This is a genomic window from Halomonas sp. SCS19, assembly GCF_040147015.1.
In the GTDB taxonomy this organism is placed as follows: Bacteria; Pseudomonadota; Gammaproteobacteria; order Pseudomonadales; family Halomonadaceae; genus Halomonas; species Halomonas litopenaei.
In genome coordinates, this window is the sequence record NZ_JAMSHN010000001.1 from 4,090,721 (window position 1) to 4,112,157 (window position 21,437).

Sequence of the window (21,437 nt, forward strand, 5' to 3'; positions counted from 1 at the left end):
GACTAACGACCTTGGGCGCCCCGATGGGGCGCCCTTTTTTTGTGTGCATCATGACCGAGCGGGCGTATGCGGAGGCATATCAGCCCGCTGGCTGGTGTTGTCGGTCATCGATCCAGCTCCTGGCCAGCCAGCCGCCGGCCTCGGCGATCCGCTCCGGTGTCGAGCCGGCGTAGCCCAGCACCAGCCCAGGCATGGCGTCAGGTGCCAGGTAGTGACCCGATAGCGGTGACAGGGTGACGCCCTCGCGCCGTCCGCGCTCGATCAGGCGTTGCTCCTGTGCCCGTGAGGCGAGCCTTGCCACCAGGTGCATGCCGGCCTGGCCGGCCGACAGTTCAAGTCCTTGCTCTACGGCAGGCGCCAGGGCCTCCCTTAGACAGGCTTGACGCTGTCGATAGCAGTGGCGCATGCGCGCGATGTGGCGAGAGAAGTGTCCCTCGACGATAAAGTCTGCCAGCGCTGACTGGGAGACGTACTGGCCTTCCCGATGCAGTCGCGCGTTGGCGCGGCGAAAGTCGTCCACCAGGGCCTCGGGAAGTACCAGGTAGCCGAGCCTGAGGCCCGGGTAGAGCACCTTGCTGAAGGTGCCGACGTAGAGCACCGGACCGCCCCCGGCCAGCCCCTGCAGGGAGGCCACCGGCGCAGTGGTATAGCGAAATTCGCTGTCGTAGTCGTCCTCGATGATCAGCGCGCCGTGGTGGCGGGCGAAGTCGAGCAGGGCGAGACGCCGTGCCACCGGCATCGTCACGCCGCAGGGGTACTGATGCGAGGGGGTGACATAGATCAGTCGAGGTGGCGGGCTATCCGGGGCGAGAGCCTCAGGCTGCATGCCCTGTGCGTCCACCGGTACCGGGACGGGCGTTAGCCCGGCCATGTTGAAGCAGGCCTTGGCACCGGCATAGCCGGGATCCTCGACCCAGACGCTGTCACCGGGGTCGGCCAGCAGGCGGGCGATCAGCTCGAAGCCCTGCTGAGCGCCCTGGGTGATCAGGATTTGATGTGGTTGGCAATTGACCGAGCGCGATAGACGCAGGTAGTCACACAGCGCCGTCTTGAGGGCGTGATGCCCGCCGCTGGTGGCGTAGCCGAAGGCATCCAGGCTGGCCTGGTGACGATGGCGCCGTAGCAGGCGCTGCCATGCCTCGCGCGGGAACAGATCGAGGGCGGGGACCCCCGGGGCGAAGGCATCCCGGGAGCCCTCCATTTCGCCGCAGCTATCCAGTAGTTGCAGACCTCGCCGAGAATGCCAGCGGCTCGCCTGGATGGGGGCGCCGGGCAACGGGCTGGGTTCGGGCAGTGCCAAAGACGCCACGAATAGCCCGGCCCCCGGGCGCGCCTCGACGAAGCCTTCCGCCACCAGGCGGTCCATGGCGGCAAGCACCGTGTTGCGGCCGATGCCGAGGTCCGCGGCCAGCCGTCGAGACGAGGGCAGGGCGCTGGCGGCGGGCAAGCTACCTTGCTGTATCCACTCGCGCAGGGCCGCGTACAGGCGCTGGGACAGCGAACCCGACGGGGGTTCGGCGGCGGGTGGCGCCAGGCGCATGGCCAATGCCTCGGTGATCCATTCGGCGTGACGGTGAAGGCTGGGCACTGGTTCCCCTTTTCTGGACAGTATTGGTTCTTATGGTGGGACCACTATTGCGCAAGACTGGGTGTCTGTCATCCCGACGAGCCGGTGCGCCTCTGGCCAGCCGGCGCACACGACCGCCAATGTGAAAGGTGACTCATGAACCATGTTCGTCCTGCCTGTATCGCCGATCTGGAACCCCTGAGTGAGCTGCTCGATGGCTACCGGGTGTTCTATTCACAGGAAAGCGACATCCTGGCTGCCCGCGACTTTCTCCAGACGCGCTTCGCGCTCGCCGACTCGCGTCTGCTGGTCAGCGACAACGAGTGTGTGCTCGAAGGCTTCGTTCAGCTCTATCCGACGCTATCCACGGTACGGGTGGGACCGCGCTGGACCCTGGCCGACCTGTTCGTGGCGCCCGAGGCGCGTGGCAAGGGGATCGGCCGTGAGCTGATGGAGGCCGCCGCGAATTTGGCGAGGGAGCAGGGTGTCGGGCAGTTGACGCTTAATACCCAGACTCACAACCACACCGCCCAGGCGTTGTATGAGTCACTGAACTGGCAGCGCAACGACGCCTTCTACGCCTATACCCTGAACCTGGATGACCCTGCGGGCACATAAACTTCTACTTCTCGCAGTCAACATTGATGGATGCCAACCACTCTGAAGGAGCGCGTGACCCTTGTATCAGCCAAAACACTTCGCCATGACCGACGATGACGCCATGATGGCGGTGGTCCGTGCCTATCCCTTTGCGACCCTGGTCACCGACGGTGACCAGGGGGTGTGTATCGACCACCTGCCGCTGATGGTCGAGCAGACGTCCCAGGGCAAGCTGGTGCTGCGTGGCCATATCGCCCGCGCCAACGCCCTCTGGCGGCTGGGTGAGGGTGAGCGAGCAGACGCGGGAGCGATCGAGGCGGTGGCGATCTTTCATGGCCCCGACGCCTATATTTCGCCTGGCTGGTATCCCGACAAGCGCCGCCATGGTCGCGTGGTGCCGACCTGGAACTACCAGGTAGTGCATGCCCATGGCCGGCTCGCCTTCCAGCGTGAAAGCGATTGGCTCACCTCGCACCTGACGTCGCTGGTCGATCGCTTCGAGGCGGGCCGGGAAGCGCCCTGGGCGGTGGACGACGCCCCCGAAGACTACCTGGAGGGGATGCGTCGTGGCATTGTGGGGGTGGAGCTCGAGGTGACGCGCCTGGTGGGCAAACATAAGGCGAGTCAGCACAAGCCTCAGGAAGAACGCGAGGGCATCCGCGAAGGCCTTCGAGGGGATGGGCGTTCGGCTTGTGACGCTGCCGTGCTGTGTGGCGATCAGCAGCGATGATTCCACCTGCTGGGGCAGCAACGATGGGGCAACAACGATGGAGCAAGGACGCGAGATGAATGACTGCCTGAGACAGGCAACGCTGGAGGACGCCGAAACGCTGGCCGCCCTGGGGCGCCGCACCTTTTACCAGACCTTTGTCGACTTTTACTCCAAGGCGACCATGGAGCGCTATCTGAATGATGCCTTTGACCTTGGGCGGGTTCAGCGCGAGCTGGCCTGCCCGCAGTCGCGATTCTGGCTGCTGGAAGAGGCCGGCCACCGCGAGACGGGTGAAGCGGGAAAGGAGCGCGAGGGCGTTGCCAAGGGGCCCGTAGCGGTCGGCTATCTCAAGCTCAACTGGGGTGAGGCCCAGACCGATCTGAGCGAGCACAATGGTCTCGAGATCGAGCGCATCTATCTGCTGGCCGAGGCCCAGGGCCGAGGGCTTGGCAAGATGCTGTACGACAAGGCCATCACCGAGGCGCGAGAACAGGCCAGGGCCTTCGTCTGGCTGGGCGTGTGGGAAAACAATCATCCCGCCATCGCCTTCTATCGCTCCCGGGGCTTTGTCGAGGTAGGCACCCACAGTTTTCAGATGGGCGATGTGGTGGACAGGGATCTGATCATGCGGCGTGATCTCTGACGTAGCCATCGCCATCGACCATAAGGTCCCATGGATAGAACATCGCTGCACCACGATACTGCGAGGCCACCATCAATGGACAACAACAAGACGAGGGAATCTCTGTGAGTTATCGAATTGCCACTATCGCTGGTGACGGTATTGGCCCGGAGGTGGCGGGCGCCACGGTGCAGGTACTGCAAGCGCTGCTGGGTAGCGACGTGCTGCGTTTCGACTGGCTCGACGGTGGAGCGGGGCACTATGACAAGACCGGCGAGGTGCTGCCCCAGTCGACGCTGGACGCCTGTCGGGCCAGTCACGCCATCCTGCATGGAGCCGCCGGGCTGCCGGGGGTGACCTACGACGACGGTACCGAGGTGGGCAACGACCTGCACCTCAAGCTGCGCTTCGGACTGGACCTTTACGCTAACGTGCGTCCGATCCGCCTGCTGCCCGGGGTCGAGTCGCCGCTGAGACACCATCAGCCCGGTACCATCGACTATGTCATCGTGCGCGAGAACACCGAAGGCCTCTACGCCAGCCGCGGCGCCGGGGTGGTGCTGCGAGACGAGATGGCCAGCGACAGCCTGGTGATCACCCGCAAGGGCACCGAGCGAGTCGCGCGCTTCGCCCTAGAGCTGTCACGGCGACGTCAGGGCGCACCGAAGGACGGCAAGCGGCGGCTCACCGTCTGCGACAAGGCCAACATCCTCAGAAGCTACGCCTTCTTCCGTCGGGTATGCGACGAGGTAGGCGCCGAGTTCAACGACGTCGAACTCGACTATGCCTACGTTGACGCCATGACGGTGCACTTGGTCAAGCGCCCGGACTTCTATGACGTGATCGTTGCCGAGAATCTGTTCGGTGACATCATCTCGGACCTGGGGGCGGCCACCGTCGGCGGGATGGGGGTGTCGCCGTCTGCCGAACTGGGCGATCGCCACGGTCTGTTCCAGGGGGCCCACGGCAGCGCCCCGGATATCGCCGGGCAGGACGCCGCCAACCCCATCGCCACCCTGTTGTCCGGGGCCATGATGCTCGAATGGCTGGCGGTGGAGCACGCCGACGATCGTTTGTCTGACGCCGCCGGTCGGTTGCGTCAAGCGGTGGACGGCGTACTGTCCGATGGCCGGTATCGGCCCCGGGAATTCGGCGGCGATACCGGCTGCAGCGCCTTTACCGAACAGGTGCTGCGACAGCTCGAGGGCTAAGCCTTGTCGATGAAACGGTCTGGTGCTTGGCCCTGTGTCGGGTCCCAAGGGGGCACATGGCGGGACACCCAGTCCGGTTCAGGTTCGATGTCTTCAAGGTAGTGCGCGCCAAGTGTTGCGAGAGACGTCGGTCGCGCAGACGGTCCTGGTCGGGTTCCAGGGGTGGCTAATCTGGCCACCCCTGGCCAATCTTGCACCAGATGTATTCTGGTCAATAGGAGGGCGTATGCCGGCCAATCATGCTCGAAACGTGGCGCTCACGCCTGAACTAGATGGTTTTATCGACGAACTGGTGGCCTCTGGGGATTACGCCAATGCCAGCGAAGTGCTACGAGCGGGGTTGCGTGCACTCAAGGAACGTCGTGAGATTGCGCTCATCGGCTCTCGAATAGGTGTCGCGCTTGAGCAGCTTGATCGTGGAGAAGGTGTAACCGGTGATCCACGAAAAGTTCTGGGTAGTGTTCTCGAGGCTGCTCGAACTGGCGATGCTTCTTGACGTGATTGATTTATGCGCCGGCGGCACTTGCAAGCCTGAAAGATATTCTTCGTTGGACCCTATCGGAATTCGGCGAGGCGAGAGCCGAGCGGTATACGGCACAACTTGTTCACCGCCTTGAATCCCTGGCGGCGGGACATCCGCCCCATCCCAGGCCATGCTCGACACTATCGAGCACTGCTGGCCATGAATCTCACCTTCGCTACTTCCGTGAAGGTCGACACTATCTGATCCTGCGCGAGACGGACGAGACACTCGAACTTGTCGAAGTCTTCCACGAACGGATGAATGTGGACGCATGGCTACGTGCCTTGTCTCGGTGATGTTTTCATATCGACTCCCATTTGCCTTCCGAACAGACACCCCCCGTGTGTCTATGAAAGGTGGCTGCGCTCGGAACACTTGTACTCGCCGCTGCCGTCATGCTGAGCCCTGCAAGTGAGGCGCCTCGATAAGGAGCGCCTCTTTCTGGTGCCGGCCGTTGCGGGGTGCACCGGTGCTTGGCGCTGTGGTGGTGCAGAAGTAGGGGGCGGGGGAGCGAAGTGCACCATGCATGGTGCAATGGTGCGCTCCTGTGGCGCGAGATGCTCTCCTGTGGCGCAAGGCGGGGTGGGTAAGCCCCCGTCCTGGCCGACGTAATGTCGGAATTTATAAATGTTTTATATGGCTGGCATGGGACTTGCTTGAAGTGGTGATGGAGGTCGACGTCGCAAGACGTCAGGCCTGAGCGATACAGCGGTTTTACCTGAACCGTTTGGCTCCCTCTCGACGATGGTCCATCACAACGACAAGGCAACCCCTGGAGGTTTCCCATGCCCACCGCTTCGATGTCTTCTACGCAGGTTTGTGCCCACCGTTCCAAGGCGCTTTCTAAAAAGGCGCTGGCCAGCCTGGCCGTGTCCACGCTGTCGCTGGCCATCGCCGCACCGGCGCTGGCCCAGGAGGACCCGATCAAGGTCGGTATCCTGCATTCCCTGTCCGGCACCATGGCGATCAGCGAATCGACCCTGAAAGACACCATGCTGATGCTGATCGAGCAGCAGAACGAAGCGGGTGGCCTGCTCGGCCGCGAGCTCGAGCCGGTGGTGGTGGACCCGGCTTCCAACTGGCCGCTGTTTGCCGAGAAGGCCCGCGAGCTGCTGGCGCAGGAAGAGGTCGACGTGATCTTCGGCAACTGGACCTCGGTGTCGCGCAAGTCGGTGCTGCCGGTGGTCGAGGAGCTCAACGGTCTGCTGTTCTATCCGGTGCAGTACGAAGGCGAGGAATCCTCCGAAAACGTCTTCTACACCGGCGCTGCGCCCAACCAGCAGGCGATTCCTGCGGTGGACTACCTGATGAACGAGGTCGGTGTTGAGCGCTGGGTGCTGGCCGGTACCGACTATGTCTATCCGCGCACGACCAACAAGATCCTCGAAGCCTACCTGAAATCACAGGGCGTGGCCGACGAGGACATCATGGTCAACTACACCCCCTTCGGTCACTCCGACTGGCAGAACATCGTCTCCGAGATCAAGCAGTTCGGTGGTGCCGGCAAGAAGACGGCGGTGGTCTCCACCATCAATGGCGACGCCAACGTGCCCTTCTACCGGGAGCTGGCCAACCAGGGCGTCGAGGCCTCGGACATCCCGGTGGTGGCCTTCTCGGTGGGCGAGCAGGAGCTGTCCGGTCTCGACACCGCGCCGCTGGTCGGCCACCTGGCGGCCTGGAACTACTTCATGAGCGTGGATGAAGACGTCAACTACGACTTCATCGACGCTTGGTACGACTACACCGGCGACGACAACGCCGTCACCAACGACCCCATGGAAGCCCACTATATCGGCTTCAACATGTGGGCCGAGGCGGTGCGCAAGGCTGAGACCACCGATGTAGATGCGGTCAAGGAAGCGATCATCGGTGTGTCGGTGCCCAATCTCACCGGTGGCTACGCCACCATGATGCCCAACCACCACATCACCAAGCCGGTGCTGATCGGCGAGATCCAGGACAACGGCCAGTTCTCGGTGGTGTGGCAGACCCCGTCCACCGTGGCCGGCGACGCCTGGTCCGACTATCTGGAAGGCTCCCGCGATCTGATCAGCGACTGGCGTGCTCCGCTTGAGTGCGGCAACTACAACGTGGTGCAGGGTAGCTGCGGTGGTGGCTCAGACGTCGCCTCCAGCGAATAGAACATAACGACAAGGGGCCGGTGCGCACGGCGCACCGGCCCGGATCACGCCAACCCTGCCCGTGGTGCCGTCGGCACCCGGGTGTCTCAAGGGACCTCACCATGAATTTAATTGCAGGTCGTCACTGGCTGAGCGCGCTGGTGCTGCTTTGCCTCGTCGCCCTGGGGCTGGGCCAGGCTTGGGCTCAGGACGCCGGCGCTTCTAAGGCCGCTTCTTCCGACCAGGGGCCAGCGCTGTTGTCGGCGCTGGCCGAGTCCAGCTTCCGCGACAAGGAAGCGGCCATCGACGCCATCGCCGAGAGCGGTGACGAGCGCGCCCGGCGCTGGCTCGAGAGCTTTGCCGAAGGCAAGCTCGCCCGCGTCAAGGACAGCGGCGCTATCGTCGTGGTACTGGAAAATCGCGGTCGCAACTGGCCCGTGGCCGACGCCCTGACGCTGGAGCCGGCGGGCGAAATATCGCGCCGCGAGCTCGACCGCGTCTCCATCAACAACAGTCTCAGGGGCTATCTGGACAGCACCCTGGCGCTGATCGACCTGCGTGTCGACGACCCTGCCCAGCGGCTGGCGGCGGCGCGGGATCTGCTGGGCGAGGTCGAGGCCGAGGCCGTCGAGTCGCTGAGCGAGCTGGCCGCCGCCGAGAGCGACCCCGAGGTGGCCGCGACCCTGGAGCAGGCCATCGCCATCGCACGGGTCGAACAGGGGGACGTCGCGGCGGTCGAGGCGCTGTCCGGCAGCCTCAATGGCCAGGCCAGGGCCGCGCTGATGCAGGCCAGCCGCAGCGACGACGTGGCGCTGGCGGAAGCTGCCCAGGCCGCGCTTGCCGAAAGCGAGCAGGCGCTCAAGCTCAACCGTGCCGCCGAGACGCTCTACTTCGGCCTGTCGCTGGGCTCGGTGCTGGTACTGGCGGCGATCGGCCTGGCTATCACCTTCGGCGTCATGGGGGTGATCAACATGGCCCACGGCGAGCTGATCATGCTGGGGGCCTACACCACCTGGGCGATGCAGCAGCTGTTGCCGGGGCAGCCGGGGCTTGCGCTGCTGCTGGCGATTCCGGCGGGCTTTCTGGTGGCGGCGCTGGTGGGCGTGGCCATCGAGCGAGGCGTCATCCAGTTCCTCAAGGGGCGTCCGCTGGAAACCCTGCTGGCGACCTTCGGCGTCAGCCTGATCCTGCAGCAGCTGGTGCGCACCCTGATCTCACCGCTCAACCGTACCGTGGTGACGCCCGAGTGGATGAGCGGCTCGCTGGTGATCAACGAGGCGCTGTCGCTGACCCTCAATCGCCTCTATGTGCTCGGCTTCGCCATCCTGGTGTTTGCCGCCCTGATGCTGGTGATGCGCCGCACCCGGCTGGGACTGGAGGTACGGGCGGTAACCCAGAACCGTGCCATGGCACGCTCCATGGGCATTCGCGCGACCCGCGTCGACATCCTGACCTTCGCGCTGGGGTCGGGGGTGGCTGGCCTAGCGGGGGTGGCGCTGTCACAGCTCACCAACGTCGGTCCCAACCTCGGCCAGAACTACATCATCGACTCCTTCATGGTGGTGGTGTTCGGCGGGGTAGGCAATCTGTGGGGCACCCTGGTGGCGGGGCTCTCGCTGGGGGTGATCAATCAGGTGCTGGAGCCCTGGGCCGGGGCGGTACTGGCCAAGATCCTGGTGCTGGTGTTCATCATTCTGTTCATTCAAAAGCGCCCGAGGGGACTCTTTCCCCAGAAGGGCCGCGCGGCGGAGGGCTGAGCGATGCCATCATCCCGACTATGGCTGGCTCGCCCGTTCGGCGAGCGGTCGACTCTGATCTTCCTGGCGGTGCTCGGTGCCACCATGGCGCTGGTGGTGGCGGCAAATCTGCTGCTGGCGCCGGAACACCCGCTGCACGTCTCCACTTATACCGTTACCTTGCTGGGCAAGTACCTGTGCTACGCGCTGCTGGCGGTGGCGGTGGATCTTGTCTGGGGTTACCTGGGGATTCTCAGCCTGGGCCATGGCGCCTTCTTCGCCCTCGGCGGCTACGCCATGGGCATGTACCTGATGCGCCAGATCGGTGACCGCGGTGTCTACGGCGATCCGCTGCTGCCGGACTTCATGGTGTTCCTCGACTGGGACAGCCTGCCCTGGTACTGGCTTGGCTTCGACATGGCCGGTTTTGCCTTTGCGATGGTGCTGCTGGCGCCGGGCCTGCTGGCGCTGGTGTTCGGCTTCCTGGCGTTCCGTTCGCGGGTCACCGGGGTCTACCTGTCGATCATCACCCAGGCGCTGACCTTTGCGCTGATGCTGGCGTTCTTCCGCAACGAGATGGGCTTTGGCGGCAACAACGGCCTGACCGACTTCAAGGAACTGCTGGGCTTCGACCTGTCCGCCGACGCCACACGACTGGGGCTGTTTATCGCATCCGGCGTAGCGCTGGCGCTGGGTTTCCTGCTGTGTCGAGCCATCGTGGTCAGCAAGCTTGGGCGGGTCTGCGTGGCGGTGCGCGACGCCGAGTCCCGCACCCGCTTTCTCGGCTACCGGGTGGAGCGCTATCAGCTCTTCGTGTTCGTCGTCTCGGCCATGCTGGCTGGGGTCGCCGGCGCGCTCTATGTGCCCCAGGTGGGCATCATCAACCCCAGCGAGTTCTCGCCACTGTTCTCCATCGAGGTGGTGGTGTGGGTGGCCCTGGGTGGCCGTGCCACCCTCTATGGCGCGGTGATCGGTGCGCTGGCGGTGAACTACGCCAAGAGCGTGTTCACCGGGGTGATGCCGGAGGCCTGGCTGTTCGCGCTCGGTGCGCTGTTCGTGCTGGTGACGGTGCTGCTGCCCCAGGGCATCGCCGGGCTTTTGTCACGCTCTCGCCAGCAAGGCAGCGACGATGACAGTGACACGCCAACCGACACGCCAACCGACACGCTGGATGCAACCCCCAGGGAGGCCACCCCATGAGCTTTCTTCAGAGCCTGGCCGATCGCGATCGGGTCTTCGACTTCCTGGTCCCGGAACAATCGCCGGTCGACGTGCGCCACGGCCCGATTCTCTATCTCGAGGACGTGTCGGTGAGCTTCGACGGCTTCAAGGCCATCAATGATCTCAACCTGACCATCGACGACGGCGAACTGCGCTGCATCATCGGCCCCAACGGTGCCGGCAAGACCACCATGATGGACATCATCACCGGCAAGACGCGCCCGGATCAGGGTAGCGTGTGGTTCGGCAGCCGCCACAACCTGTTGACCAAGAACGAGCCGGAGATCGCCCGGCTCGGCATCGGGCGCAAGTTCCAGAAGCCCACGGTGTTCGAGGCGCTGACGGTGTTCGAGAACCTCGAGCTGGCGATGGCCATGGACAAGAGTCTGTGGCCGACGCTCAAGGCGCGCATGACCGGGGAGGTGCTGGCGCGAATCGAGGAGGTGCTCGAGACGGTGGGCCTGGCGTCGCTCAGTCGCCGCCAGGCGGGCATCCTGTCCCACGGACAGAAGCAGTGGCTCGAGATCGGCATGCTGTTGATGCAGCGCCCTCGACTGTTGCTGGTCGACGAGCCGGTGGCGGGGATGACCGAGCAGGAGATGGAGCGTACCGCAGAGCTGTTATTGAGCCTCGCCGGCAAGCACTCGGTGGTGGTGGTGGAGCACGACATGGGCTTTGTGCGTTCGATCGCCCGCACTGTAACGGTGCTGCATCAGGGCTCGGTGCTGGCCGAGGGCAGTATGGACAAGGTGGCAAGCGACCCCAGGGTGATCGAGGTCTACCTGGGTGGCGACGAGGAGGCGGCATGATCGGACTGGAGCGAGTACCTCAACAGCCTTCGGTAAGAGCGCTGTACTGGGCGGACAGCGCATCCCGCGGCAGGCTGGCCACGCTGTGGGCGAAGGTCTGCGGCCGGTGGGTGCAGGAGATGGGCAAGGAGGTGGATCGATGCTGAGCATTCGCGGGCTCAATCAGTTCTATGGCGAGAGCCACACCCTGTGGGATCTCGATCTCGACGTGCCCAGGGCGGCCTGTACCTGCGTGCTGGGTCGCAATGGCGTCGGCAAGACCACCCTGATGAAGGCGATCATGGGCGAGGTGCCGATCACCGGCGGTGAGCTTCACTACGCCGACGGTGTCGCGCTGGAGAAGCGTCGCCTCGAGGATCGCTCACGCCTGGGCGTGGGCTATGTGCCCCAGGGACGCCAGATTTTTCCGCTGATGACGGTGGAGGAGAATCTGCGCACTGGCCTTGCCGCCCGTGGTGATGGCCTGCGCCAGGTGCCTGAACGCATCTATGAGCTGTTCCCGGTGCTCAAGGAGATGCGTCACCGGCGGGGCGGCGATTTGTCCGGCGGTCAGCAGCAGCAGCTGGCGATCGGGCGCGCCCTGGTGATCGAGCCGAAGCTGTTGATCCTCGACGAGCCGGGGGAGGGCATCCAGCCCAATATCGTCGCCCAGATCGGCGAAGTCATCCGTCGGTTGATCGCCGATGATGGGCTGACCGTGCTGCTGGTGGAGCAGAAACTGCCCTTTGCCCGTCGCTTCGCCGACCACTTCGCCATCCTCGATCGCGGGCGGAGAGTCGCCGTCGGTGATATCGGTGAGCTCGACGACGCCGTGGTGAAGCGCTACCTGACCGTCTGAGCGGTAGCGCGTCAATCAGGATGAATCGCTGCACATCAATGGTGCGCAATCGTAAGGTTGCGCACTTTTGTTGTGCGCGACCAAAGGCGTGCTTTTCTCTGGTGCAACCCTTGGCTGTTTTATAAGAAATTGAAAAATAAGTAGAAAAATAGAGATTTGAGAAGCTGGTACGGGGCTTGCACCTTGATTGGGCAATGGTGGTGGCCTTTTTTACTTTCGCTTGCCACGCCGACTCGACGGACCGCCCGGGAGAGCCATGAGCGCGCAGACAACACAGGATTTGACCGATCGGCACGGCCATCGCTTCGACGCGGGACGGCGCTGGGAGGCCAGCCTCGATCTCGGCTTTCGCCATGATGGCCAGGCCACTCGCCTCTATCGAGTGGATCATCGCGGTCCCCTGCGGGTGCAGCGTCCCTTCTATCCCGAAGGCCGCGACGGCACCTGCCACGTCTATCTGCTGCATCCCCCGGGGGGCCTGGTCAGCGGCGATATCCTGGATATCCAGGCGCGGGTGGGCGCGGGGGCGCGGGCGCTGCTGACCACACCGGCGGCCAACAAGCTGTATCGGGCCGACCGCAACGCCGTGGCCTGGTCCCAGCGCACTCGTCTGGTGGTCGAGGAGGGCGGGCTGCTCGAGTGGTTGCCCCAGGAAACCATCGCCTTCGACGGCTCGCGAGGGGTGCAGGCCACCGAGATCGAGCTTTCCGGCAGCGCCCGCTGCCTGGGCTGGGAGGTGCTGGCGCTGGGCCGGCCGGCCAGTGACCTGCCGTTTGCCAGCGGCCACCTCGAACAGCGCTTCCGGTTATCCCGGGACGGACGACCACTGTGGATCGAGCGCCAGCCCCTCGACCCTGACCATCGTCGTTTTCACGGCGCCTGGGGGCAGCGAGGGTGCAGCGTTCAGGCAACCCTGTGGGCGGTCGGGCTCGAAGACGAGTCCGCGGCGATCGAACGTCTGCGCCAAGGGTTGGGGCAGGGAGGGAATGACCTTGCCGGCAGTCCCGGCGCTGGTGAAGCCGAGCGCTGGGCCGTCACCGTACGTGATGGCGTCCTGCTGCTGCGCTACCTCGGTCACTCGCGGCGCGAGGCCTGGTCGCTGTGCGAGGCGGCTTGGACGTTGCTGCGTCCGATGCTGATGGATCGCGAGGCCTGTGTGCCGCGCATCTGGTTTACCTGAATGTCATGCCGGGCGGGACAGGCGACCCCTGGCCACCCTGACCAACATCGAGGATGAAAGGATGGAGCTGACACCGCGTGACAAGGACAAGCTTCTGCTGTTTACCGCTGGCCTGGTGGCCGAGCGGCGACGCGCCAAGGGGCTCAAGCTGAACTATCCCGAGGCGGTGGCCTTGATCAGCTGCGAGATCATGGAGGGTGCCCGGGAAGGCCTGAGTGTGGCCGAGATGATGAGCCGAGGGCGCCAGATACTGGGGCGTGACGAGGTAATGGAAGGGGTGGCGGAAATGGTCGACGAGGTGCAGGTCGAGGCCACCTTTCCCGACGGCACCAAGCTGGTGACGGTGCACAACCCGATCTCGTGAGGTTGCCAGGCCCCGGCTTGATCCGGGGGCGACGCGACAGGCTCATAGGCTGATACCAATAGGGAGGGCGCGGGATGATCCCCGGAGAATACCAACTGAAGGACGGTGACATCGCCCTGTGCGAGGGTCGCGACAGGGTCACGCTGGAGGTGGCCAATCGCGGAGATCGACCGATTCAGGTCGGATCCCACTATCACTTCGCCGAGACCAACCCGGCACTGGCGTTCGATCGCGACAGGGCGCGGGGCTTTCGTCTGGACGTGGCCGCCGGCAGCGCGGTGCGCTTCGAGCCGGGGCAGAGCCGTGAGGTCACCCTGGTGAGCTTCGCCGGACGTCGTCACATCTACGGCTTTCGCGGTGAAGTCATGGGCGCGCTGGACGATGCGGGCGCGCACAGCGGCGACAGCGGTCAGGAGGACGCCCGATGAAGATCAGTCGTCAGGCTTATGCCGACATCTATGGCCCCACCGTCGGCGACCGGGTGCGCCTGGGAGACACCGAGCTGTGGATCGAGGTAGAGAAGGACGCCACCCACTACGGCGACGAGGTCAAGTTCGGTGGTGGCAAGGTCATTCGTGACGGTATGGGGCAGAGCCAGCGTCTCGACCAGACGGTGATGGACACCGTCATCACCAATGCCCTGATCCTTGACTGGTGGGGCATCGTCAAGGCCGACGTGGGCCTCCAGGCGGGGCGCATCGCCGCCATCGGCAAGGCCGGCAATCCAGACACCCAGCCGGACGTCACCATCGTGATCGGACCCGGCACCGAGGTCATTGCCGGCGAGGGCAAGATCCTCACCGCCGGCGCCATCGACGCCCACGTGCACTTCATCTGTCCGCAGCTGGTGGACGAGGCCCTGGCCAGCGGCATCACCACCATGCTGGGGGGCGGTACCGGGCCTGCCACCGGATCGAACGCCACCACCTGCACGCCGGGGGCCTGGCACATCCATCAGATGCTCAAGGCCTGCGACAGCCTGCCGATGAACATCGGTCTGCTCGGCAAGGGCAACGCCAGCCTGCCTGAGGCGCTGGAGGCCCAGATCGAAGCGGGCGCCATGGGGCTCAAGCTGCACGAGGACTGGGGTACCACCCCGGCCTCCATCGATACCTGCCTGAGCGTGGCCGAGCGCTACGACGTTCAGATCGCGATCCACACCGACACCCTCAACGAGTCCGGTTTCGTCGAGGACACCCTGGCGGCGTTCAAGCAGCGCGGCATCCATACCTACCATACCGAGGGCGCCGGGGGCGGCCACGCACCGGACATCATCACCGCCTGCTCGAAGGACTATGTGCTGCCGTCGTCGACCAACCCGACCCGGCCCTACACGGTCAACACCGTCGACGAGCACCTGGACATGCTGATGGTATGTCATCACCTCGACCCCAACATTCCCGAGGACGTGGCTTTCGCCGATTCGCGCATTCGCCGCGAGACCATCGCCGCCGAGGACATCCTGCATGACCTCGGCGTCATCTCGATGATCGCCTCGGATTCGCAGGCCATGGGACGCGTCGGTGAGGTGGTGTGCAGGACCTGGCAGACCGCTCACAAGATGAAGGTGCAGCGTGGTTTACTGCCGGAAGATCAAGAACGTGGCGCCGACAACCTGCGTGCCCGCCGCTATGTGGCCAAGTACACCATCAACCCCGCCATCACCCACGGCCTGGCCGATGAGATCGGTTCTGTCGAGGTGGGCAAGCTTGCTGACCTGGTGCTGTGGGATCCGGCCTTCTTCGGCGTCAAGCCGGCGCTGGTGCTCAAGGGGGGAATGATCGCCATGGCCCCCATGGGCGACCCCAATGCCTCTATCCCGACACCCCAGCCGGTGCACTACCGTCCGATGTTCGGGGCGCTGGGCCAGGCCGCCGCGGCGACCCGGGTGAGCTTTGTCTCTCAGGCCGCGCTGGATGCGGGGCTCAAGGATCGGCTGGGGCTTCAAAGCCGCCTGGTGGCTTGCCGGGATGTGCGTGCGGTGCGCAAGGGCGACATGAAGCTCAATGACCGTTGCCCGGATCTCAAGGTCGACGCCCAGACCTACGAGGTCACCTGCGATGGCGAGCTTCTGACCTGTGAACCGCTGGACGTGCTGCCGTTGGCCCAGCGCTATCACCTTTTTTGAGTCAGCGATGATGACGGTTTTCGACAGTGCCGCTGACAGTACCAAGGAGTCATCCATGAGTTCGCTATTGTCGCTGACCCGCCGGCTCGGGCCGTTGCCCGTCGGCGATGGGCAAGACGGCGTCCAGGACACCCTGACCCTGAGCTACGACGATCGCATCAAGGGGCGCCTGCGGGTGACCCTGGACAGCGGGCGTGCGGCGGGTCTGTTTCTCGAACGCGGTCCGGTGCTGCGCCACGGCGACGGTCTTCAGGCCGAGGACGGCAGCCGCGTCCGGGTCATCGCTGCGCCGGAACCGGTGGTTACCGCCTGGGTAGCGCCGGGGCCGGACGCCGGCCTTGCGTTGGCTCGGTTGTGCTACCACCTGGGCAACCGCCACGTGACCCTCGGTATCGGCGAGGGCGAGTACCAGGGTGACGCCTGCTGCTACGTGCGCTTTGCGCCGGACCATGTGCTGGAAGAGCTGGCCGAGCGGCTTGGTGCGCGGCTCGAGCACCACCAGGCGCCGTTTGATCCCGAGCCGGGCGCCTACACCATGGGTGGGCATTCGCATGGTCATTCGCACAGCGATTCTCATGACCATGACCATGGGCACGGGCATTCGCACGGGCATGACCATTCACACGGCTCGCCACATGGCTCTTCACATGGCTCCTCACATGGCTCCTCACACAGCCACGCTCAGGGGATCACCTGATGGCCGGGATCGAGTCTGCGTCACAGGCGCACGATGATCTGGCCCTGCTGGGGCTGCTGCAGCTGGTCAGCCCGGCGTTGCCGATCGGCGCCTTCGCCTGGTCCCAGGGGCTCGAGAGCGCCTTCGAACTGGGCTGGGTTCACGATGAAAAGAGTCTTGGCGACTGGCTCGAGGGCGTGCTGGAGGATGGCCTGGCGGTGGCGGAACTGCCTGCCCTGGCGCGACTCGTCGAGGCCTGGCAGCAGGGCGACGAGGATAGGGTGGCGCATTGGGACTGCTGGCTGGGGGCGGTACGCGAGACCCGAGAGCTGCGCGAGGAGGATCGCCAGCTGGGCGCGTCGCTGGTGCGCCTGATGCGCAGCCTGGGGCTGGCGCCCGAAGCCGGGTTGCCTGACGAGCCTGGCTATGTGACCGCCTTCAGCGCCCTGGCGGTAGCCCGCGGGTTGCCGCCGCGCCAGGCCATGCTGGGCTTTGCCTGGGCCTGGCTCGAGAACCAGCTGGCGGCAGCCTGCAAGGCGCTGCCGCTCGGGCATACCGCGGCCCAGCGACTGGTCGAGCGGCTGCGTCCGGCGCTGGTCGAGGCGGTGGGGCGTGCCCTGATCATCGACGATGACGACATGGGGCCGGCGCTGCCGGGGCTCGCCCTGGCCAGCGGCCTGCACGAAACCCAGTACTCGCGGCTGTTTCGCAGCTGAGCGAGTGACAACGATGCCATCGATACCGGGGTATCGACGGCGCCATTCTCCGGTCTTCGACACGTCGGGGAATGGCCTTACATGACAGGCAGGAGAACACCATGACCACTTCAACCACTCCCTCCCAGTGCCTGCGCGTCGGCGTGGGCGGCCCGGTGGGCTCGGGCAAGACGGCGCTGCTCAAGCAGCTGTGTCGGGCCCTGCGTGATCACTACGATATCGCCGTGGTGACCAACGACATCTACACCAAGGAAGACGCCGACTTCCTGACCCGCAACGAGGCGCTGTCGCCGGATCGCATCCTCGGCGTCGAAACCGGCGGCTGTCCGCACACCGCGATCCGCGAGGACGCCTCGATGAACCTGGCGGCCATCGACGAGCTGCACCGCCGCCATCCTGGGCTCGAACTGGTGCTGGTGGAGTCCGGCGGCGACAACCTGTCGGCCACCTTCAGTCCTGAGCTGTCGGACCTGACGCTCTACGTCATCGACGTCTCCGCGGGTGACAAGATCCCGCGCAAGGGCGGGCCGGGCATCACCAAGTCGGATCTGTTGATCATCAACAAGATCGACATTGCCGAGCAGGTGCATGCTTCGCTGGAGGTGATGGACCGTGACTCGCGCAAGATGCGTGGCGAACGTCCTTTCGTCTTCACCAATCTGTATGACGGCGTCGGTCTCGACACCATCATCGGTTTCATTCTCGAGCGGGGCATGTTGCCCGACCGGCGAGCCGAGGCAGTGGAAGCCTGAATCGCCCGTTACCACGCAGCCGAAGCGTTGCGTTCTCAGTCAACAAGGAGTCTGTCATGACACAGCGTTCTCGTGTTTCTTCCCGTTCCCTGGCGATCGCCGGCGCCATGGCCGCTGGCCTTGTCGCACCGCTGGCGCTGGCGCACCCCGGCCACGGCGTCGAGCATGGCGGCCTTGCCGCCGGCCTGATGCATCCCTGGTTGGGGCTCGATCACCTGCTGGCGATGGCGGCTATTGGCCTGTGGAGTCTGGGGCAGGGGGCAGCCATGCGACGCTTTACCCCGCTGATGGCACTGGCTGGCATGCTGGCCGGGGCTGGTCTGGCGCTGTCCGGCGCGCTTCCCGCCGGCGCCTTGCCCGGTGTGGAAGGGGGAATTGCCCTGTCGGTGCTGATCGCCGGGGTCATGGTGGCGGCGCTGATGCGTCTGCCGGCAGCGCTTGGCGGAGGCCTGGTGATCGCCCTGATGACGATGCATGGCATCGCCCACGGCGCCGAGATGCCCGCAGCCGCCTCACTCGTCGCCTACGTGGTGGGCTTTTCGGCCTCGACGCTTGCCATCACCATGCTGGCGCGGGTGCTGGGTGGCTGGCTGGCCAGCCGTGAACAGCGCCTGGTGCGTGCCCTCGGCGCCGCCATCGCGGTCTGCGGTGGGGTGCTGGCGCTGAGCTGAGCGATCTCCCACTGACCGTCGATGGTCTCTCGCGCCCGGCCCTGTGCCGGGCGCGAGCGTTTGAGGCTGCTGCATCGTCCCGCCTGCGACGGCGGAGACGGGTACGTGTGTGGGTGAAACGTTTTGGGCTATGCTCGTGCGCCACGGATGAATTCGCCAAGAGGACGCTATGGCCAGGCTGGGACGCACGATCAAATGGAGCGGGGCAGTACTGCTGGTCGCCTGGGCGGGGATGGGGCTGTGGCAGAGTATCAAGCCACTACCGGAAAACGTCGGCAAGGCCTGGCCCGAGCGGCCAGTGGGCGAGGTCGAATTTCTCGCCGATCGAACCTGGTATGACGAGGGTGGCCGCCGTCATCTTGATCAGCACATCTTTGACGAAGCGGTCACCATGATCGAGGGTGCCCGCCGGCTGATCGTCGTCGACATGTTCCTGTTCAATCGCCTCGAAGGCAGCGGCGGGGGCGACTTTCTGCCCTTGGCCGAACGCCTTGCCGATGCGCTGATCGCCGCCCGCCAACGCCAGCCGTCGCCGCGAGTGGTGGTGATCACCGACCCCCTGAATACTCTCTATGGAGGCCAGCGGGTGCCACTCTATCAGCGCCTCGAGGCGGCGGGGGTCGAGCTTGCCATCACCCGTCTCGATCGCCTGCGCGCCTCCAACCCGCTGTGGTCAGGCCTTTGGCATCTGGGACTGGATCGGCTTGGCAACGATCCGGACGGCGGCTGGCTGCCCAATGCCTTCGGTGGCGAGCCGGTGACCCTGAGAAGCTACCTGGCGCTGCTCAATTTTCGCGCCAATCATCGCAAGACGCTGACGGTGGATCACGCCGAAGGGTGGTCGACACTGATCACCTCGGCCAATCCCCACGACGGCAGTAGCCTGCACTCCAACGTGGCGCTGAGGATCGACGGCCCCGTGGCCCATGACGTCATCGCCTCCGAGGCCGAGGTGGCGTCCTGGTCCGGCGTCGAGGTATCGCAGCCGCCAGCGCCCGAGGCCGAAACATCGGATGGCGCGATGGCGCAACTGCTGACCGAAGCCGCCATCCGTGACGCCGTGCTTGCTCAGGTCGATGACACCGTCGCCGGCGATCGGCTGGATGTCGCCGCTTTCTACGTCGCCCACCGCGGGGTGGTCCAGGCGCTGAAGGAGGCCAGCGGGCGAGGGGTGGCGGTTCGGGTGCTGCTTGACCCGAATCGTGAGGCCTTCGGTTTCGAAAAGGGAGGCCTGCCCAATCAGCCGGTGGCCGAAGAGCTGTTGGACGCGGGCGTTCAGGTGCGCTGGTGTGTCACCGACGGTGAGCAGTGCCACAGCAAGGTGGTGTTGGTGAGAAGGGGCTCGGCGAAGGACGAGCTGGCGGACGCCGTGATTCTCGGCTCTGCCAACCTGACCCGACGCAATCTCGACGACTTCAATCTTGAAAGCAGCGTCTTGCTAAAAGGGCGAGGGGTCGCCGCCATCGACGAAATCGGCGCCTGGTTCGACCAGCGCTGGGACTCGAGCGACGGACGTCGAACCAGCCGAGCCTGGGCGCCGCGGGACGAGGCTGGCTGGTTCGATGGCTGGCGCTATCGATTGATGGAGGCCAGCGGCCTGTCCACCTTCTGACCTCGCTGGTGGGCTGCGCAGGACGGTGGAGATACCGACGCGGGAGCAGGATGTGCCTCGACCGGCCAGCTTGACAGTCCGCCACCCCGCGACCATGTTTCACACGCTGGCCGACGCTCGATTTGACACAATTTCGAGCTCGGCGTGGCGACATCGCAACGCCCGTGTCGGGCACAAGGAGAGTCTTCGATGGAAAAGTTCTGGTTGGTGGTAAAGGTCGTGATTCTGGCGCTGATCGCCATCCTGGTGGTGCAGAACATCGAGATGGTGCAGGTGAAACTGCTCGGCTGGACCATTGCCATGCCGATGGCCCTGCTGGTGGTGGTGATCTACCTGCTGGGCATGATCAGCGGTCGCGGCCTGATGGGGCTGATTCGTCGCCTGCAGGGCAAGGAGCCGCAGCGCCGCTGAGGGCATCGACCCGCGAGCGCTTGCGAGGGTCCTGGTGCCAGGGCAGGCCGAGGCGGCAGTTGTGCTCGAGCTCTGCGATGACCTGGGCGCCCAGCAGCAGGATCACGGCGCCGATCTCGAGGCTCAGAAGCACCACGATCAGGGTCGCCAGGGGGCCGTAGACCGCGCTTACCAGTGACAGGTTGGCGAAGTAGTAGACCAGGGCGATCCTGACCCCTTCCCACATCAGGGCGGCGGCAAAGCCCCCGGCCAAGGCGCGCCTCAGGGAAATGCGTACCACCGGCAGGACCTTGTAGATGGCGCTGAACAGCAGGAAGACGCCGACGAAGCTGGTCAGGTTGAGGGCCGGCTCCGACAGCGAGGCCATGGGCAGCTCACGGCCGTATAGCGCCATCCACAGTCCATTGAGGGTGCTGGCCAGGCTGACCGCCATGGCCAGCGCCAGCAGCGCCGCACTCAGCACCAGCATGAAGGCGTAGGGCAACAGGAAGGACACCCAGAGGCTGCGGGTGTCCTTGACGTCGGGCTTTCTGAAGATCAGCGCCAGGGCGTCTTCCAGCATGCGAAAGGCGAAGGAGCTGAAGATCAGCAGCACAGGGATGCCGTAGATGCCGATCGCGTCGCGGGAGTCCAGCAGTGCGCGCACCGACTCCAGCATCACCTCGGCGTGGGTAGGGGCGATGTGGCGTGCCTGCATGGCGATCACATTGAGCAGCTGCTGCTCGTCCACGACCTGAGCCATCGCCACCACCATCAGTGCGAACAGCGGAATGGTGGACAGCAGAATATTGAAGCCGACCCCGCCCGCCAGCAGCATTCCCCGATTATGCAGAAAGTGGGTCAGCACCCGCCACATGAAGAAGGCGAGCCGTGGCAGCAGAGTAAAGACGGCGTGTTGGTACCAGCGCGGTGCTGTCATGGGCCCGAATCGTCCTTGAGGGATAGGGCATGATACGCTGGGAGCCAGT

General features: G+C 65.0%; 23 protein-coding genes. 21 read left to right on the plus strand and 2 right to left on the minus strand.

Going from position 1 to position 21,437, the window contains the following annotated elements:
• Positions 1 to 79: 79 nt before the first annotated feature.
• On the minus strand, positions 80 to 1,540 hold the full coding sequence (gene pdxR / locus NFH97_RS17690) for a MocR-like pyridoxine biosynthesis transcription factor PdxR (RefSeq protein ID WP_349625514.1): 1,461 nt from the start codon (positions 1,538 to 1,540) through the stop codon (positions 80 to 82).
• 183 nt (positions 1,541 to 1,723) lie between these two features.
• Between pdxR and NFH97_RS17695 the strand changes: the two genes are divergently transcribed.
• The 21 genes from NFH97_RS17695 to NFH97_RS17790 all read left to right on the plus strand — a co-directional run bounded on the left by NFH97_RS17695 (position 1,724) and on the right by NFH97_RS17790 (position 20,469).
• Positions 1,724 to 2,185, plus strand: coding sequence for a GNAT family N-acetyltransferase (locus NFH97_RS17695; protein ID WP_349625262.1), 462 nt, complete (start codon positions 1,724 to 1,726; stop codon positions 2,183 to 2,185).
• 61 nt (positions 2,186 to 2,246) lie between these two features.
• Positions 2,247 to 2,897: an FMN-binding negative transcriptional regulator gene (locus tag NFH97_RS17700; RefSeq protein WP_349625263.1), complete on the plus strand. Its 651-nt coding sequence runs from the start codon at positions 2,247 to 2,249 to the stop codon at positions 2,895 to 2,897.
• A gap of 55 nt (positions 2,898 to 2,952) precedes the next feature.
• A complete protein-coding gene (locus NFH97_RS17705; RefSeq protein ID WP_045992503.1) occupies positions 2,953 to 3,522 on the plus strand; it encodes a GNAT family N-acetyltransferase in 570 nt (189 codons plus the stop codon).
• 104 nt (positions 3,523 to 3,626) lie between these two features.
• Positions 3,627 to 4,712, plus strand: a complete 1,086-nt coding sequence (locus tag NFH97_RS17710; protein ID WP_197037131.1) for an isocitrate/isopropylmalate dehydrogenase family protein — start codon at positions 3,627 to 3,629, stop codon at positions 4,710 to 4,712.
• 226 nt (positions 4,713 to 4,938) lie between these two features.
• A complete protein-coding gene (locus tag NFH97_RS17715; RefSeq protein WP_108133072.1) occupies positions 4,939 to 5,208 on the plus strand; it encodes a type II toxin-antitoxin system ParD family antitoxin in 270 nt (89 codons plus the stop codon).
• A gap of 5 nt (positions 5,209 to 5,213) precedes the next feature.
• Positions 5,214 to 5,531 carry a type II toxin-antitoxin system RelE/ParE family toxin gene (locus NFH97_RS21245; protein ID WP_502878703.1) on the plus strand — a complete coding sequence of 106 codons (318 nt, stop codon included), beginning with the start codon at positions 5,214 to 5,216 and terminating at the stop codon, positions 5,529 to 5,531.
• A 489-nt stretch (positions 5,532 to 6,020) separates the two neighbouring features.
• Positions 6,021 to 7,376 (plus strand): urea ABC transporter substrate-binding protein, encoded by a 1,356-nt coding sequence (gene urtA, locus NFH97_RS17720; RefSeq protein WP_349625264.1) that lies wholly within the window; start codon positions 6,021 to 6,023, stop codon positions 7,374 to 7,376.
• Between the two features lie 101 nt (positions 7,377 to 7,477).
• On the plus strand, positions 7,478 to 9,112 hold the full coding sequence (gene urtB / locus NFH97_RS17725) for an urea ABC transporter permease subunit UrtB (RefSeq protein ID WP_349625265.1): 1,635 nt from the start codon (positions 7,478 to 7,480) through the stop codon (positions 9,110 to 9,112).
• Between the two features lie 3 nt (positions 9,113 to 9,115).
• Complete coding sequence (gene urtC / locus NFH97_RS17730) at positions 9,116 to 10,291, plus strand: urea ABC transporter permease subunit UrtC (RefSeq protein WP_349625266.1); 1,176 nt, start codon at positions 9,116 to 9,118, stop codon at positions 10,289 to 10,291.
• Positions 10,288 to 11,121, plus strand: a complete 834-nt coding sequence (gene urtD, locus NFH97_RS17735) for an urea ABC transporter ATP-binding protein UrtD (RefSeq protein ID WP_045992499.1) — start codon at positions 10,288 to 10,290, stop codon at positions 11,119 to 11,121. Before urtC ends, urtD begins: the two co-directional genes overlap by 4 nt.
• Positions 11,122 to 11,260: 139 nt before the next feature.
• On the plus strand, positions 11,261 to 11,959 hold the full coding sequence (gene urtE / locus NFH97_RS17740) for an urea ABC transporter ATP-binding subunit UrtE (protein WP_045992498.1): 699 nt from the start codon (positions 11,261 to 11,263) through the stop codon (positions 11,957 to 11,959).
• Positions 11,960 to 12,215: 256 nt separating this feature from the next.
• The gene (locus NFH97_RS17745) at positions 12,216 to 13,139 is read left to right on the plus strand and encodes an urease accessory protein UreD (RefSeq protein ID WP_349625267.1); all 924 of its coding nucleotides are present in this window, start codon (positions 12,216 to 12,218) and stop codon (positions 13,137 to 13,139) included.
• A gap of 61 nt (positions 13,140 to 13,200) precedes the next feature.
• Complete coding sequence (ureA, locus tag NFH97_RS17750) at positions 13,201 to 13,503, plus strand: urease subunit gamma (RefSeq protein ID WP_045992496.1); 303 nt, start codon at positions 13,201 to 13,203, stop codon at positions 13,501 to 13,503.
• A 74-nt stretch (positions 13,504 to 13,577) separates the two neighbouring features.
• Positions 13,578 to 13,931, plus strand: coding sequence for an urease subunit beta (locus NFH97_RS17755; RefSeq protein WP_213227080.1), 354 nt, complete (start codon positions 13,578 to 13,580; stop codon positions 13,929 to 13,931).
• A complete protein-coding gene (gene ureC / locus NFH97_RS17760; RefSeq protein ID WP_045992494.1) occupies positions 13,928 to 15,631 on the plus strand; it encodes an urease subunit alpha in 1,704 nt (567 codons plus the stop codon). The genes NFH97_RS17755 and ureC overlap by 4 nt, the downstream gene beginning before the upstream one ends.
• Before the next feature lie 55 nt (positions 15,632 to 15,686).
• Entirely contained in the window at positions 15,687 to 16,328 is a 642-nt protein-coding gene (gene ureE / locus NFH97_RS17765) for an urease accessory protein UreE (RefSeq protein ID WP_349625268.1), read from the plus strand.
• Positions 16,328 to 17,023, plus strand: coding sequence for an urease accessory protein UreF (locus tag NFH97_RS17770; RefSeq protein ID WP_108448796.1), 696 nt, complete (start codon positions 16,328 to 16,330; stop codon positions 17,021 to 17,023). The genes ureE and NFH97_RS17770 overlap by 1 nt, the downstream gene beginning before the upstream one ends.
• Positions 17,024 to 17,124: 101 nt before the next feature.
• Complete coding sequence (gene ureG, locus NFH97_RS17775; protein ID WP_045992492.1) at positions 17,125 to 17,775, plus strand: urease accessory protein UreG; 651 nt, start codon at positions 17,125 to 17,127, stop codon at positions 17,773 to 17,775.
• 56 nt (positions 17,776 to 17,831) lie between these two features.
• On the plus strand, positions 17,832 to 18,446 hold the full coding sequence (locus NFH97_RS17780; RefSeq protein WP_108133082.1) for a HupE/UreJ family protein: 615 nt from the start codon (positions 17,832 to 17,834) through the stop codon (positions 18,444 to 18,446).
• A gap of 169 nt (positions 18,447 to 18,615) precedes the next feature.
• Positions 18,616 to 20,058, plus strand: coding sequence for a phospholipase D-like domain-containing protein (locus tag NFH97_RS17785; protein ID WP_349625269.1), 1,443 nt, complete (start codon positions 18,616 to 18,618; stop codon positions 20,056 to 20,058).
• Positions 20,059 to 20,247: 189 nt separating this feature from the next.
• Positions 20,248 to 20,469 (plus strand): LapA family protein, encoded by a 222-nt coding sequence (locus tag NFH97_RS17790; protein WP_045992490.1) that lies wholly within the window; start codon positions 20,248 to 20,250, stop codon positions 20,467 to 20,469.
• Here the strand turns inward: NFH97_RS17790 and NFH97_RS17795 are convergent.
• Positions 20,405 to 21,388, minus strand: coding sequence for a YihY/virulence factor BrkB family protein (locus NFH97_RS17795; RefSeq protein ID WP_083970369.1), 984 nt, complete (start codon positions 21,386 to 21,388; stop codon positions 20,405 to 20,407). The two genes, NFH97_RS17790 and NFH97_RS17795, sit on opposite strands and share 65 nt — an antisense overlap.
• Between the last annotated feature and the right edge of the window lie 49 nt (positions 21,389 to 21,437).

What these genes read in the sequence shown, in the direction of transcription:
- pdxR (WP_349625514.1), bottom strand. Translation starts at nt 1,540, where the DNA reads ATGCGCCTGGCGCCACCCGCCGCCGAACCCCCGTCGGGTTCGCTGTCC.
- NFH97_RS17695 (WP_349625262.1), top strand. Translation starts at nt 1,724, where the DNA reads ATGAACCATGTTCGTCCTGCCTGTATCGCCGATCTGGAACCCCTGAGT.
- NFH97_RS17705 (WP_045992503.1), top strand. Translation starts at nt 2,953, where the DNA reads ATGAATGACTGCCTGAGACAGGCAACGCTGGAGGACGCCGAAACGCTG.
- NFH97_RS17715 (WP_108133072.1), top strand. Translation starts at nt 4,939, where the DNA reads ATGCCGGCCAATCATGCTCGAAACGTGGCGCTCACGCCTGAACTAGAT.
- urtA (WP_349625264.1), top strand. Translation starts at nt 6,021, where the DNA reads ATGCCCACCGCTTCGATGTCTTCTACGCAGGTTTGTGCCCACCGTTCC.
- urtB (WP_349625265.1), top strand. Translation starts at nt 7,478, where the DNA reads ATGAATTTAATTGCAGGTCGTCACTGGCTGAGCGCGCTGGTGCTGCTT.
- urtC (WP_349625266.1), top strand. Translation starts at nt 9,116, where the DNA reads ATGCCATCATCCCGACTATGGCTGGCTCGCCCGTTCGGCGAGCGGTCG.
- urtD (WP_045992499.1), top strand. Translation starts at nt 10,288, where the DNA reads ATGAGCTTTCTTCAGAGCCTGGCCGATCGCGATCGGGTCTTCGACTTC.
- urtE (WP_045992498.1), top strand. Translation starts at nt 11,261, where the DNA reads ATGCTGAGCATTCGCGGGCTCAATCAGTTCTATGGCGAGAGCCACACC.
- NFH97_RS17745 (WP_349625267.1), top strand. Translation starts at nt 12,216, where the DNA reads ATGAGCGCGCAGACAACACAGGATTTGACCGATCGGCACGGCCATCGC.
- ureA (WP_045992496.1), top strand. Translation starts at nt 13,201, where the DNA reads ATGGAGCTGACACCGCGTGACAAGGACAAGCTTCTGCTGTTTACCGCT.
- NFH97_RS17755 (WP_213227080.1), top strand. Translation starts at nt 13,578, where the DNA reads ATGATCCCCGGAGAATACCAACTGAAGGACGGTGACATCGCCCTGTGC.
- ureC (WP_045992494.1), top strand. Translation starts at nt 13,928, where the DNA reads ATGAAGATCAGTCGTCAGGCTTATGCCGACATCTATGGCCCCACCGTC.
- ureE (WP_349625268.1), top strand. Translation starts at nt 15,687, where the DNA reads ATGAGTTCGCTATTGTCGCTGACCCGCCGGCTCGGGCCGTTGCCCGTC.
- NFH97_RS17770 (WP_108448796.1), top strand. Translation starts at nt 16,328, where the DNA reads ATGGCCGGGATCGAGTCTGCGTCACAGGCGCACGATGATCTGGCCCTG.
- ureG (WP_045992492.1), top strand. Translation starts at nt 17,125, where the DNA reads ATGACCACTTCAACCACTCCCTCCCAGTGCCTGCGCGTCGGCGTGGGC.
- NFH97_RS17780 (WP_108133082.1), top strand. Translation starts at nt 17,832, where the DNA reads ATGACACAGCGTTCTCGTGTTTCTTCCCGTTCCCTGGCGATCGCCGGC.
- NFH97_RS17785 (WP_349625269.1), top strand. Translation starts at nt 18,616, where the DNA reads ATGGCCAGGCTGGGACGCACGATCAAATGGAGCGGGGCAGTACTGCTG.
- NFH97_RS17790 (WP_045992490.1), top strand. Translation starts at nt 20,248, where the DNA reads ATGGAAAAGTTCTGGTTGGTGGTAAAGGTCGTGATTCTGGCGCTGATC.
- NFH97_RS17795 (WP_083970369.1), bottom strand. Translation starts at nt 21,388, where the DNA reads ATGACAGCACCGCGCTGGTACCAACACGCCGTCTTTACTCTGCTGCCA.